The sequence below is a fragment of the Reichenbachiella agarivorans genome, assembly GCF_025502585.1.
GTDB lineage: Bacteria > Bacteroidota > Bacteroidia > Cytophagales > Cyclobacteriaceae > Reichenbachiella > Reichenbachiella agarivorans.
Genome location: NZ_CP106679.1, coordinates 3,211,515 through 3,225,470 on the forward strand (window position 1 = coordinate 3,211,515; position 13,956 = coordinate 3,225,470).

Genomic DNA, 13,956 nt, shown 5'->3' on the forward strand with positions numbered 1-13,956 from the left:
TTATCAAAATCCGATGATGTCTTTGGTTCTTTTTAGTACTTTGTTTGCTATGGCTCTAGCCTTGTCTTCTCCTTCTTGTAGTTTTTGCTCAAGCTCTGCCTCGTTTTCCATGTAATACTGGAATAGTTCTCTTTCTTTTTGATATTTGGTCAATATCAAATTGAGTAATTCTGTTTTGGCGTGCCCATAACCGAAGTTGCCAGCGAGGTATTTGTCTCTCATCTCTAGGATTTGGGCTTCTGATGCTATGATTTGGTAGATATTGAACACATTGCAAGTGTCAGGATTTTTGGGGGCTTCAAGCGGGAGACTATCGGTCACGATGGACATCACGTTCTTCTTGAGTTGCTTCTCTGGAAGGAAAATGTCAATGGTGTTGCCATAGGACTTACTCATCTTTTGTCCATCTGTACCAGGGATGGTCATCAGGTTTTCATCAATCCTAGATTCCGGGAGGATGAAATTTTCACCGTATTGGTGATTGAAGGAACTGGCAATGTCACGAGCCATTTCCAAATGCTGTTTTTGATCTTTGCCCACTGGCACGATCTCGGCATCATAGATCAAGATGTCAGCGGCCATCAGTATAGGGTAGGTGAATAGGCCAGCATTGACATCTGCGAGTTTGTCTGATTTATCTTTGAAAGAGTGTGCATTGGCCAACATAGGGAAAGGAGTCAAACAACTCAAATACCATGTTAGCTCACAAACTTCAGGGATTTTGGATTGACGATAGAAGATGGATTTGCTGGTGTCCAGACCAAAAGCCAACCACGCAGCAGCTACGGCTCGCGTATTTTCTTTTCGTACAGCTGCGTCCTTGATAGTTGTCATCGAATGAAGATCAGCGATGAAAAGGAGTGACTCCTGATTTTCTTTTTCTGTTAATTGGATCGCTGGTAGTATGGCGCCCAATATATTGCCCAAATGTGGTCTTCCTGAGCTTTGAATTCCTGTTAATACTCTTGCCATTAATTTTGACGACCTGTTGAAAGGTCATTTTTTGATGTTTTTGCGGATGTAATGGATGGTAAAATAAATGTAATAATGCCTATCAAAAAAACTCATGCAAAGAAATACTTCTCAGATTGGAAAGAATTTTATTCCTATTTTTGACTTTCAATCAAAAATCAGCTTTATGAACAAGATTATCCTTTCCACATTTCTTTTTACCTGGGTGTTTTATGGTCAAATGTATGGGCAAGCCAAAATTGAATTGGAAAAGGAAACACATGATTTTGGAAGTATTCAAGAGGAAGACGGTGCTGTGCTGTATGAATTTCAGTTTACCAATGTAGGAGACGCACCGCTGTTGGTTTCTACTGTCAAGGCATCGTGTGGTTGCACAACCCCTGACTGGACGAAACAGCCCGTTTTGCCTGGAGAGAAGGGATACGTGAGAGCGCAATACAACCCGATGAACAGGCCTGGTACTTTTAACAAATCCTTGCGAATCACAACCAATGGCTCTCCTCAAGTAGCCTATGCCTACATCAAAGGAACAGTTGTACCAAAAGTAAAGACCATCGAAGAAGAATTGGTTTATAAAATGGGTGATCTGAGGGTTAAAAGTCAAAATGTGAATTTGGGAAGGATTACTGATGAAAAAACGATCACAACTGCACTAGATATATACAATGCTGGAGAGGACACTTTAAGAATATTGGATCAATACGATGGTCCGAAATTTATTAGTTTGACATTCGAGTCCAAAGTCTTGGCGCCCAAGGAAAAGAGCATCGTAACACTGGTGTATGATCCAAGTTTCAAAGATCATTTGGGAATGCAAAACCATGGAATTTCATTTTATACGGATGAAAAAGAGGATGCTCAAAAATCCTTGAATGTGAGAGCCACCATCAGAGAGTATTTTGCCCCCATGACAGATGCAGATAGAGCCAAGGCACCAGTATTGATGATTGGGGATAAGTTGCAAAATGTCGGACGGGTGGATATGGGCAAGGTCGTATCTGCAGACTATGTATTATACAATCATGGGAAGTCAACGTTGAACATCAGGAAAATAGAATCCAATTGTGCATGTTTGACGACCCAACTGGATGACTATGATATCAAGCCAGGAAAGTCAGTAAATCTGAAGTTAAGTCTGGACACCACCAACCGAAGGGGGACACAAAATAAGACGGTATATATATATACCAATGATCCGGAAAACCCTACCCAAGTAGTGACTATACGTGCCATAGCTGAGAAGAATAATTGACGACAGGTTTGGCATGGCAAATCTGAAAATGTGTAAAAAATAGGAGATAGCATCTCATGATCCAATGTGGTCGTCTATTGACTTCTATATTTTGATTCGATTTGTTACCGCGAAATCAATTTTTAAATGACTGATAATCAATGTTTTTCGTGTCACGCCTAGCACTTATATTGTAGGTAAGGGTTGCCTATGGGACATTATTCAGACTAAACTCAATTGGTGACAGAGTGGTTTTCTATGACAAAAGCTTATACTTTTGCCCCTCAAATGATTAAAAACATGAGAAATACCCTATTCATACTGATTTTTACTTTATTGATTGCTTGTGAGGCAGAAGATGCCAACAAGGGAGATAGCCTATATGCCAAACAAAAATATACTGAGGCAGTCAAGGCTTACAATGAATATTTGGAGCTTCATCCTACACACGTCAAGTCGTTGTACAATAGAGGGAGATCATATGAGGAACTGAAGGAGTATGATAAAGCATTGGCTGATTTTCAGGAGGTATTGGAATTGGATCAAAAGAGTACATCTGCGATGTTGAGTTTATCCAAGCATTATTACCGAGCTGAGAATTATGAGCAGTCGCTCTTTTATGCAGAGTCTGCAATCAAGGTAAAAGATGATTTGGCAGAAGGCTATTTTTGGGTAGGGAGAGCGAGTCATCATATGGGAGATTTTCCTAAAGCTACGGGAGCTTATAACAATGCGATCAATCTCAACAAAGAATATGGGGAGGCCTATTTGTATAGAGGCGCCATCCGCCTACAAGAGAAAAAACCTAAAGCTGCCTGTCAGGACTTTAACCAAGCCAAACGATTGAATATCCCTGAGGCAGATGCTGCTATCACAAAATATTGTAATTAAGTGGGTAGCAACTTTTAATTTCTCCTACTACCCTGTGTATGGTTGTGATGTATATCGTCAGTGCCATATTGAGAAGATCAAAATTTAATCTAAGGAATACCAACCATTTGCCATTTCTCAGCTCATAGTGAGACAAAGTGAGAAATGGCAAATGGTTGTTTTAAAGCTGAAAACCAGTCTTTTGCAAAAGACTGGTTGGGGTATGTCATACATGTGAAAGACCCAAATTACTCTTTGTTTTCCTCTTTTAAACGTACTGCATTTTTGATGGCAGGGATATACGGGTTGGGTTGTCCTTTGCCTGTTTCGATCAGACTACGGAGACTGCCAGTGATATAGTTGCCCCATGAGTCAGTACAAATGTCATAACATTCGTAAGAAGGAATTAATCCAATGTGGGTAAAGATTAGCGCTGTTTTGTTATCTTTTTTAATGATTTCAAAACTGATTTTTGTTCCTTTCCATTCACTTTTATCCTTGGTAAAGTTGAAGTAGTTATCTACTACTTGCCATATAATTTTTTCATCTTCCACAACTTCTATGAGCTTTATGTGGCATGAATGGATGTCTTTGTAATGATACCTAAACTCATCATTGAGGTGAGCGGTATTCCCTTCTATTTGCTCAGACCACCAGCCTCGTACATTGGTGATGGCGTTGAATACCTCCTTGGGTGATTGATTTACTAGCAGTGTGGTAGTGTAATTTTCATTTTTCATTGTTTTATTTTTTGTTGTGATTTCAGATGGGGTAGAATATGTGCTTTTAAACATGAACCCTATGATTGCAAGTAGGGCGAGGAGATTATTTTTTATTCCTTTCACAGGGTTTGATCTTTACATTTGAGATACAAATCTATGGTGTCAATGCAAATTAATGATTGTGCGAAATGGACTATGTCACGGGTTGATTTAGACAAATCATATTTTTATCTTTGGCCAAAATTTCATGCGACATCTTACCATACTGGTTCCTGAAGGAGAGAATAATTTGAGCAGCATCGTAGGTGCTTATAAAATATTTACCAGAGCCAATCGCTATTGGGAGGAGTGTGGTAGAGAAAGGTTGTTTACGATAGAATTGGCAGGTGTTTCAACCGAAGTGGAGTTTCATGAGGGGTTGTTTGTTGCAAAACCACACACTTCAATATCGGACATTGCTAAAACCAACCTTATTATTATCCCTTCATTGAATCATAATTATCAAAAGTCTATGAAGGCAAATCAACCGCTAATTGACTGGATTGCTAAACAGTATGAAGAAGGTGCAGAAGTTGCCAGTATATGTACAGGGGTCTTCTTGCTGGCAGCATCGGGTCTACTAGAGGGTAAATGTTGTTCGACAAATTGGGCGGTGGTGGATGATTTCAGACGGATGTTTCCGAAAGTGAATTTGCAAACCGATAAATTGATCACGGATGAAAATGGAATTTATACCAATGGTGGCGCATACTCCTTTTTGAACTTGATAATTTACCTAGTGGAGAAATACTATGACAGACCCACTGCCATATATTGTTCCAAGGTATTTCAGATTGAAATAGATAGGCAAAGTCAATCTCCATTTACCATTTTCACAGGACAAAAATTGCATGGTGATGATATGGTTCAACAGGCACAAACATACATTGAAAGTAATTTGAAGAAAAAAATATCCATTGAACAGTTGTCTTCTATGTTTTCGGTTGGTAGACGAACTTTCGATAGAAGATTTATCAAAGCGACTGGCAATACCCCTATTGAATATTTGCAAAGAGTGAAAATAGAAGCTGCAAAAAGAGCTTTTGAAACTAATCGAAAGACCGTCAATGAAGTGATGTATGAAGTAGGCTATTCAGATGCTAAAGCATTTCGAGAAGTATTCAGGAAGATAACAGGTATGTCTCCCTTAGCGTATCGAAACAGATACAACAAGGAAACCATGGGCTGAAACCGTTTTACATTTGTGTACTAGGGTAAATATGATCGGTTTTCATTCAATTTACCAAGCGGAGTAATCGTAATAGCTTTCAACCTTGTTTTCTAAATCGTCTGGTATGGATGGGAAAAAGTCCATGCCAGTTGCCTTTTCTAGGTCATCTACAGTCATAGCGAATTCATACAACTGGCCTGATACAGACTCGTTGGGCAGTGAAAATGCAATGGCCTTGACATCTGAACCTTGCAATTCTATAATTACCTTGTAGTATCCACTAGGTATAGCTACGTGGTTTTTGCCAATGTTGCTTGTTTTTCCCTCATAAATAGGGCCTGTGACGACAAAGACTTCTTTGTTAGCTATCGCCCAATCTCTTACTTTTTCCTCCAAACTCCTCCAAATGCCACGGTTGAATCCTGGAGCTTGTGGGCTCATGTTGCTCATGTAGAAGGTTTCGCTGAGGCCACTCTCATCCCAGGTGAAATCCGCTGCTGGCGCCAGATGTCCTCGGTCATATCCACTGCCTTTGTAGTCATCTGGGTGTGCTGATTTGGTTTGTACCGCTGGATCAGGCCTGAAGTCATCCTTGCGCTTGAATTTGGCATTTTTTAGGTTGGTGGCAGTCAATTTATAAGCGACCCAATCTGCCTGTTCGGTTTTTTCATTGTATTTCAAGGTGTAAAATTCATGCTCAATGATTTGATCATTTTGTGTGTATTTAGGCCATGCAAAATCAAAGCTTTTGGAAAAATAGTAACTATCCGTACTCGTATAGGTAGGGAGGTCTTCGTTGGGCTTTACTGTTTCTACCATTTCTTCCTCATCGAATGCTTCATCGATAGGAGGGGGCGTGTTTTTTTTTGTTTCAGTAGCTGTCTTAGACTGGGTAGCTACAGTTTTCTTTATTTCTTTGTTTACACTTTTTGGGCTGCTGGATTCTGTTTGTTGTTTTTCGTCACTACCCCACGAGAGGGTAATGGGCTCTGTATTCATGTGTTCGGAGGCATACTGTAGCCCGAAAATAGCCAATCCAATCACAACCAATATAATGAGTATGACCAGAGGCTGATTGCCACCGCCTTTGCTGCTGTTGTTGCTCTTTTTGGGTTTTGCTGTACTCTTTTTTCTCGCTTGAGCCATTTTACTTTTTGAATCTTGATGAAACGATCAATTCTTTGGTGCCTTTTTTATATTGGTAGAAACCTTCACCTGATTTGACTCCCAATGCACCTGCCGTCACCATGTTGACTAGCAGAGGGCAAGCTGCATACTTTGAATTGCCAAAGCCTTTGTACAAGACATTCATGATAGAGAGACATACGTCCAAACCAATGAAATCTGCCAATTGTAGAGGACCCATCGGGTGAGCCATGCCTAGTTTCATGACTGTGTCTATTTCTTCTATACCTGCGACACCTTCATGCAGAGTGATGATGGCTTCATTGATCATCGGCATCAAAATCCTGTTCGCCACAAAGCCTGGATAGTCATTGACTTCTACGGGCGACTTGCCCAATTCTTTAGACAGAGACATGATGGTTGTTGTGGTTTCATCACTTGTCGCATAGCCTCTGATTACCTCTACCAACTGCATGATGGGTACAGGATTCATGAAATGCATGCCTATGACTTTGTCTGCTCTGTTGGTACCGGCTGCAATTTTAGTAATGGAGATAGAAGAAGTGTTTGTTGCTAATATGGCAGTGTTAGGCGCATGTTTATCCATTTGCTCGAAAATCTCCATTTTGATCTGTTCGGTTTCAGTGGCAGCTTCTACGACTAAGTCAGCCCGTTTGATGCCTTCGGAGATAAGTGTCGCAGTTTGGATATTGGCGAGGGTATTAGATTTGATTGTTTCTGTGATTTTTTCTTTGGAGACTTGTCGGTCGAGATTCCTTTCTATAGTCTCAATGCCGTTTTGAAGTGCTGAGGTTGAGACATCGATTAATGTTACTTTGAATCCATTTTGTGCAAAAACATGAGCTATGCCGTTGCCCATAGTTCCTGCACCGATCACTGATATATTTTTCATACTTTCTCAACTTTTGGGAGTGTTTCTGGAATCAATGTTAGTCAAAAATGCAATGATCCGAAAGAAGAGATGAGTTGTATTTGAAAATAATAAAGGCAGCCATTTGGCTGCCTTTATTAGTTAGATCAGTTTCTTACTGGTTGACTTAGGGATTTCGACTTATTACCTGAGCAAAAATGTAAATATGCCATTTTCATATCCTGCCAAATCAATTCATTATCCTGACTAAATCATGTTTTTACTCAATTTTTGGTGTTTTGAGGCTGATTTTAGAGTTAACAATTTTTAACAAGAAGGTGTTTAGCTATGCTTGAAAAAAAAACAGCACTGTTTTATTATTGTGCTCATAGTTGATTTGAAACGCTATATAGAACCATTAATATGAACGAATGATATGTCCATCGTAGTAGAAAATCTAACAAAACAATACGGTGTACAAAAGGCAGTAAACAATATCTCGTTTGAAATCAAAACGGGAGAAGTGGTTGGGTTTCTTGGGCCCAATGGTGCAGGAAAAAGTACCACCATGAAAATGATTACATGCTACATGTCACCCAGTGCAGGTAACATTCTTTTGGATGGAATTTCTGTACTAGATCAACCCGAAGAGGTGAAAAAGAAGATCGGATACCTTCCTGAAAACAATCCTTTGTATACCGATATGCCGATCGTTGAGTATCTCAAGTTTGCTGCTGAGATTCAGGGAGTTGAAAAAACGTTGATCCCGTCTCGCATCGCTGAGATGATTGAAATGTGTGGTTTAAGTGTCGAAAAGCACAAAAAAATTAGTGAACTATCTAAAGGTTACCGTCAAAGGGTTGGAATAGCCCAAGCGATGATTCATGACCCTGAAGTACTGATTTTGGATGAGCCGACTACTGGTCTGGATCCTAATCAAATCATAGAAATCAGGAAACTGATAAAGAAGTTAGGAAAAGAGAAGACAGTGATTCTGAGTTCACATATTCTATCTGAAGTGGAAGCTACCTGTGACCGGATTCTTATCATCAACCGAGGAAACATTGTTGCAGATGGTTCTTCAGAAAATCTTCGACAGCAAGCTCAAGGCCAAGAGATATTGACAGTATGTATCGAAGGACCAAAGCAAGAGGTAGAAAGTGCACTCAGAGATTTGGCTTCTGTAGAGAAGGTCTCCGTACTCGATCATAAGCAAGGATTTTTGCAAGTGCAGAGTAAACCAGACAAGGAATCTAGGAAGGTCATTTTTGACATGTGTGTAGCTAAAAATTGGTATCTCTTGGAGATGACTGGAATCGAGACTCGTCTTGAAGATGTATTTAGAGATTTAACGAACTAAAAAATATTAGATTCATGAACAAAATTTGGATCATAACCAGAAGGGAACTTTCTGCTTTCTTTGATTCACTGATCGCTTATGTATTGATCGTGATCTTTCTGGGGTTAAGTGGATTTTTTACATGGCTGTTTGGTAACAATGTTTTTGTAATAGGACAGGCCAGTTTGCAAGTTTTTTTTCAGATTGGATTTTGGACTTTGTTTTTCTTTATTCCAGCATTGACAATGAAGATGCTAGCAGAGGAGACCAAATCAGGAACGATAGAATTGCTAAGTACCAAGGCAGTAACTGATTGGCAAATCGTCACAGGGAAATTTTTGGCATGTTGGCTTTTGGTAGCGATAGCTTTGGTGGCTACTTTGCCATATTATATGACAGTGAGTCAATTGGGGACAGTGGATCATGGAGCAATTGTCGGGGGCTATTTGGGGCTGTTATTTTTGTCTGCGGGTTATATCAGCATTGGCATTTTTGCTAGTTCAATAACCAACAATCAGATAGTTGCTTTTCTTTTTGCTCTACTGATTGGTATTTTCTTTCAATTGCTATTTGATGTTATGGGCTTCAATTTTAGAGGGCTTTCAGGGGCTGTTTTCAATTATTTGAGTATGCGAACTCATTTTGACTCTCTTTCTAGAGGAGTGATTGATTCTCGAGATTTGATCTATTTTGCTTCTGTCGTATTGGCTGGTCTGACCGTGTCACAAGCCATGCTGTCAAGACGCAATTGGCAATCCTAATTTTTATTGAAAAGAACATAAGACATGCAAAAAAAGAGTAATGTAATTCTACGATTGGTTGTGCTTGCCCTGATTCTTTTTGTGGTAAACATGATTTCATCCAAATTGTATTTTAGGTTAGACTTTACCGAAGACCAACGCTATACTTTGAGTCGTGCTACCAAAGATATTCTCCATGATTTGGATGATGTGGTTACGGTCAAGGCATATTTTTCAGAAGATCTACCAGCGCAATTACTGAACAATAGACAAGATTTTGAAGACCTTTTATTAGAATATGAAAACCGATCTGGTGGCAATGTGGTGTACGAGTTTGTCAGTCCCAATGATGATGAAGAAATTGAAGGAGAAGCCCAGCAGTATGGAATACAACCTCTGGTCATCAACGTGACAGAAAAAGATCAGGTTCAACAGCTGAAGGCATACATGGGGGCAGTACTGATGATGGGAGACAGGCGTGAGGTGATTGCTGTCGTACAACCTGGCGTCAATATGGAATACGATTTGACTACATCAATCAAGAAACTTTCTGTAGTAGACAAACCAAAAGTTGCGATCCTACAAGGCCATGGAGAACCCTCATTACAAGGGTTGGTACAGTTATCAGGACAGTTATCCGTTCTCTATGATTTGGAACCTTTGGATCTCAAACAAAAATCAGAGGTTCCTGGTTATATCAAAACCTTGGCGATCATCCATCCAAAGGATACCATTTCAGCAGAGGAATTTGCTAGGATCGATGCCTATATGGCGCAAGGTGGTAATGTATTTGTGGCCTATAGCAATATGAATGGAGATTTGCAGAGTGGTTATCTGAGCAAGGGAACAAGTATCGGTTTGCAAGAGTGGTTGCGAAACAAAGATGTACAAATGGGCGATCAGTTTGTGGTAGATGCTAATTCTGGTTCTGTGACAGTTCAGCAGCAGAATGGTATGTTCAACTTTCGATCCCAAATCAAGTTTCCATATTTTCCAATGTTGAGTGAGTTTCCAGATCATGCGATTACTAAAGGGCTTGAAGGAATCATGTTGCCTTTCGTGAGTGCTTTGAGCTACATCGGGAGAGATTCAGTTACTCAATATTCACCACTGCTTATGACTTCTGAACGATCTGGTTTGGCTACCACTCCTGCTGGGGTGAGTATTGACAAACGTTGGACAGAGGCCGATTTCAACCACGGGTCGCAAACTTTGGCGTTGGCACTAGATGGTCCATTGGTGGGCAATCAGAGGGCAAAGCTGGTGGTAGTGTCTAATGGGCAGTTTATTGTCAACGGCAACCCACCTCAGCAGATCAGTCCTGACAATATCAATTTTGCTTCTAATGCCATTGATTGGTTATCGGATGACACAGGATTGATTGATCTGAGAACAAAAGGGGTCACTTCACGACCCATTGACCAATTGGAAGATGGAGAGAGAGAAATCATCAAATACATCAATGTATTGGTACCTATACTTTTGGTATTGGTATATGCTCTGATTAGAAAGCAGCGCTATGCGAGCAAAAAACAAAGATGGATGCAAGGAAATTATAAATGATAGAGGATGAAAAAAATTGGAAATATCAAACTAATTATATTATTGTTGGTTTTGGTGGGGATCTATTTTGCACTCGATTTTTCTGTAAGAAAAAATAGAAGCGAATCGATTCGTTCTGAATTGGTGAATCTGGATATTCCTTTGGTCTCCAAGATAGAAATAGCAAGCCCCAAGAACAATGTGAGTCTTGCAAAGAAAGGAGAAGAATGGGAGTTAACCCTCCCCAATGGTAAAGATGTTGTAGCTAGTGCATCGTCTGTCAGCAATATACTCAATACACTCTCTAGTATCAAGCCATCCAGATTGGCTAGTAAAAAGAAAGAACAATGGAAGGAGTATCAGGTAGATACAGCTGGTACAGAAGTCAAAATTTATCAAGGTAATGAATTGACTTTGGACATTATTCTTGGTCGATTTTCTATGGAGAGTCAGCAGTCGTATAGTTCGTTTGTGAGGTTGGCAGATGAATCAGAAGTTTATAATGTCAAGAATTTTATGGCTTTCTCTGTTCCCACTGATCCTAATGCCTACAGAGACAAGACTGTGGCTCGGATCCACAAGGACTCATTAGAAAAAATAACTTTCTCCTATCCAGGAGATAGTTCATTTGTATTGTCCAAAGGAGCAGAGATGTGGGATATCCAAGGGGAAAAAGCAGATTCTACCTCGGTAGCCAAGTACCTCAGTTCACTTTCCTATCTAAGTAGTAGCCAATTTTATGATCAAGAAATAGCAGCTTTCAGTCTTGTAGTAAGTGTTGTGTTTTCTCATGCCAATGGACAAGAAATCAAATTGTCAGGCTATATAAGAGAGGGAGAAAGGATTGTTCATTCGTCCAACAATTCCCAAGCATATTTTAAGGATGGCAATCTTTGGGACAAGGTTTTTGTGAGTGCTTCCAAATTTTAAGGACAAAAAAAGCCTGACGAATTCGTCAGGCTTTTTAATTTTTTTGCTAAGAAGAAGTTATTTCAATTCTACTACTTTAGATACACTGTACACATCATTGGATACAGAGTAGGCATATTTTCCAGCTGGGTAAGCTGACAAATCAAATGCTTTGGCATATTTTGAGCTAGCTACATCTTTGTCTGAGTAGATCAATGCGCCATAAGCGTCATAGATTTTTACTTTGACTAGTTCACCTTCTAGCTTGTTAAACATTACAACTACTTTAGAATCAGCCGTTGCTTTGATCTGAACATTGAGTTCTGGGCTAACTACTTTTTCAGCTTTTTCACCAGCGAAAGCAGAAGTAGAGATTGCAACTAATAGGGATAAGGCGATTGTTTTTAGTGTCGTTTTCATGTTCGTAATTTTTTCGTGTTTAGAATTTGATTACGATGCAATGATAGACCAGCTTTGGAAGCTACTAAAGTGAGAATCGGTGACTTTTAAAATTTTCTATGCGAGTTGAAGAATTGGATGTATGAAATTATTTCATTGTTATTGTTTGTGTAAGTAGCTGAAAAATAGAATTGTTGAAGATTTTTTAATGACAAGTGTATGAATTAAATCTGTATGTTGCAGTTACTTTGAGTTTAATCGAGAAATTAAACTTAATCACTAAATGAATTATTTTTCATCAACCCAAAAGAAAATACAAGGCATTAGTTTTTGGAAGAAGTCCATAGATACGGCTTGGGCTAGCATAGAATTTGATCCTAGAGGCTATATTTTAGATGCGAATGAAATTTTTTTAAAACTTTTTGACTACAAATTGGAAGAGATTAGTGGGCGCCATCATAGAATGTTTTGTGATGATACATATGTAAAATCTGAAGAGTATGCTCAATTTTGGACTGACCTTTCGTCTGGCAAAACCAATTCAAATGAGTTTGAACGTGTATCAAAAAACAAGAAAATAATTTGGTTGAATGCTTCATATACCCCGTTGTTCGATGAGAATGGAGATGTGTACAAGGTTGTAAAAATTGCTTCCAATATAACCGAAATGGTAATTGCTAGACAGCAAGGGAATTGGCTTAAATCGGCTGTAGATACAGGCTGGTCGATGGTCGAATTTAATGTGACGGGAGTTGTATTAAGCGCTAATGCCAATTTCATAAAGACCTTTGGCTATGATTCAGATACTGAAATAATAGGGAGACACCATAAGATGTTTTGTGAATCAGTGTTGACAGAATCTAAACAATACAAAGAGTTTTGGAGTGACTTAGCGTGCGGAAAAGTCAAAACTGGGGAGTTCAAACGTTTGGATAAAAGTGGCAATCCTGTATGGTTATATGCGAGTTATACTCCTGTCTTAGATAACAATATGCAAGTAACAAAAGTATTCAAAATCGCTTCGAATATCACTGATGCGGTGGTAAGTAAGGATAAATTGACGTCACTGCTAAGTAATAAAATTCATCAACTTAGTATAGACTTGACTAAAGATTCTACCAATATGCAGGAGAGAGTGGAGGTTATGAAATCTAGTTTGAATGAAGCTTCATCAGCCATTGGTCAGATTTCAATAGGAGCACAGGATCAATCTAGACAGATAGATGAAGTATCTCGTTTGTTGAAAAATGTAAAGGATTCAGCTAGAGAAGTTAATGTTAAAGCAATTTCAATTAAGCAGGTGGCTGAGCAGGGCACTTATAATGCTCACCTTGGAGATACTACGGTTAGTTCAGTAGTTAAGAGTGTAGACCAAATAAGTGAAAGCACAGATTTGGTTCAGACTTCTATTAATTCATTAGCCAATTTATCTGAAGAAATAACTAGAATAGTTACCGTGATATCAGGTATTGCAGCACAAACTAATTTATTGGCACTCAATGCTGCCATAGAAGCAGCAAAAGCTGGAGAGTCAGGGAATGGGTTTGCTGTGGTTGCGGAGCAAATCCGGATTTTGGCTGAAGAATCAAAAACAAATGCCAATAGAATTAAAAATGTAATCGGTAATGTCTCGCAAGATATTTCTGAAGTCATAAAATCTGTAGAAGACATGAAGGAAAATGTTGGTTCTGGAACAAATGCAGCTAAAGATGCTAAGAATGCTTTCGAAAATATCAATATGAGTATATCAGATACATTTAAGAAATCGGAGGAAATAGAATTATCGGCTCGTTATCAAAATGATTCAATTGATGAGACGGTATCTTCCATTGAGCATATCGTAGTGGTATCTGAACAGACAGCAGCTGGTGCTGAAGAATTGACAACGTCAACAGTGGTATTGCAAAATGGCTTTGAAGATATTTCTGAAATGAGTAATAAACTAAATAAAATCGCTTTGGAATTATTTGAAGTAGTATCCAATATCAATGCTCAAAGTAAAAGCGCATAATTTTAAAAGGAGCAA

Annotated in this window: 13 protein-coding genes; 8 read left to right on the top strand and 5 right to left on the bottom strand. The window is 39.1% G+C overall.

The genetic code is table 11. The annotated features are described in order from the left end of the window. Window positions 1–3: 3 nt before the first annotated feature. Window positions 4–972, bottom strand: coding sequence for a tryptophan--tRNA ligase (gene trpS / locus N6H18_RS13600; RefSeq protein WP_262308824.1), 969 nt, complete (start codon window positions 970–972; stop codon window positions 4–6). 166 nt (window positions 973–1,138) lie between these two features. Between trpS and N6H18_RS13605 the strand changes: the two genes are divergently transcribed. Both N6H18_RS13605 and N6H18_RS13610 read left to right on the top strand, forming a co-directional pair. After that, complete coding sequence (locus N6H18_RS13605; protein ID WP_262308825.1) at window positions 1,139–2,224, top strand: DUF1573 domain-containing protein; 1,086 nt, start codon at window positions 1,139–1,141, stop codon at window positions 2,222–2,224. A gap of 279 nt (window positions 2,225–2,503) precedes the next feature. Then, window positions 2,504–3,094 carry a tetratricopeptide repeat protein gene (locus tag N6H18_RS13610; RefSeq protein WP_262308826.1) on the top strand — a complete coding sequence of 197 codons (591 nt, stop codon included), beginning with the start codon at window positions 2,504–2,506 and terminating at the stop codon, window positions 3,092–3,094. A gap of 227 nt (window positions 3,095–3,321) precedes the next feature. On the opposite strand, the gene N6H18_RS13615 is transcribed toward N6H18_RS13610, so the two are convergent. Continuing rightward, the gene (locus N6H18_RS13615; protein WP_262308827.1) at window positions 3,322–3,813 is read right to left on the bottom strand and encodes an SRPBCC family protein; all 492 of its coding nucleotides are present in this window, start codon (window positions 3,811–3,813) and stop codon (window positions 3,322–3,324) included. 229 nt (window positions 3,814–4,042) lie between these two features. On the opposite strand from N6H18_RS13615, the gene N6H18_RS13620 reads away from it, so the two are divergent. Beyond that, window positions 4,043–5,023: a GlxA family transcriptional regulator gene (locus tag N6H18_RS13620; protein WP_262308828.1), complete on the top strand. Its 981-nt coding sequence runs from the start codon at window positions 4,043–4,045 to the stop codon at window positions 5,021–5,023. A 51-nt stretch (window positions 5,024–5,074) separates the two neighbouring features. Here N6H18_RS13620 and N6H18_RS13625 read toward each other — a convergent pair whose 3' ends face one another. Both N6H18_RS13625 and N6H18_RS13630 read right to left on the bottom strand, forming a co-directional pair. Further along, window positions 5,075–6,151: a DNA/RNA non-specific endonuclease gene (locus tag N6H18_RS13625; protein WP_262308829.1), complete on the bottom strand. Its 1,077-nt coding sequence runs from the start codon at window positions 6,149–6,151 to the stop codon at window positions 5,075–5,077. 1 nt (window position 6,152) lies between these two features. After that, window positions 6,153–7,043, bottom strand: coding sequence for a 3-hydroxybutyryl-CoA dehydrogenase (locus N6H18_RS13630; RefSeq protein ID WP_262308830.1), 891 nt, complete (start codon window positions 7,041–7,043; stop codon window positions 6,153–6,155). 394 nt (window positions 7,044–7,437) lie between these two features. On the opposite strand from N6H18_RS13630, the gene N6H18_RS13635 reads away from it, so the two are divergent. The 4 genes from N6H18_RS13635 to N6H18_RS13650 are packed head-to-tail and all read left to right on the top strand — an operon-like array spanning window position 7,438 to window position 11,552. Continuing rightward, window positions 7,438–8,361 (top strand): ATP-binding cassette domain-containing protein, encoded by a 924-nt coding sequence (locus N6H18_RS13635; protein ID WP_262308831.1) that lies wholly within the window; start codon window positions 7,438–7,440, stop codon window positions 8,359–8,361. A 14-nt stretch (window positions 8,362–8,375) separates the two neighbouring features. Then, on the top strand, window positions 8,376–9,101 hold the full coding sequence (locus N6H18_RS13640; RefSeq protein WP_262308832.1) for an ABC transporter permease subunit: 726 nt from the start codon (window positions 8,376–8,378) through the stop codon (window positions 9,099–9,101). A 24-nt stretch (window positions 9,102–9,125) separates the two neighbouring features. After that, window positions 9,126–10,643, top strand: coding sequence for a GldG family protein (locus N6H18_RS13645; protein WP_262308833.1), 1,518 nt, complete (start codon window positions 9,126–9,128; stop codon window positions 10,641–10,643). Between the two features lie 6 nt (window positions 10,644–10,649). Continuing rightward, window positions 10,650–11,552, top strand: a complete 903-nt coding sequence (locus tag N6H18_RS13650) for a DUF4340 domain-containing protein (RefSeq protein WP_262308834.1) — start codon at window positions 10,650–10,652, stop codon at window positions 11,550–11,552. 57 nt (window positions 11,553–11,609) lie between these two features. Here N6H18_RS13650 and N6H18_RS13655 read toward each other — a convergent pair whose 3' ends face one another. Next, a complete protein-coding gene (locus N6H18_RS13655) occupies window positions 11,610–11,951 on the bottom strand; it encodes a T9SS type A sorting domain-containing protein (RefSeq protein ID WP_262308835.1) in 342 nt (113 codons plus the stop codon). Window positions 11,952–12,213: 262 nt separating this feature from the next. On the opposite strand from N6H18_RS13655, the gene N6H18_RS13660 reads away from it, so the two are divergent. Further along, window positions 12,214–13,941, top strand: a complete 1,728-nt coding sequence (locus N6H18_RS13660) for a methyl-accepting chemotaxis protein (protein WP_262308836.1) — start codon at window positions 12,214–12,216, stop codon at window positions 13,939–13,941. The last annotated feature ends 15 nt before the right edge of the window (window positions 13,942–13,956 follow it).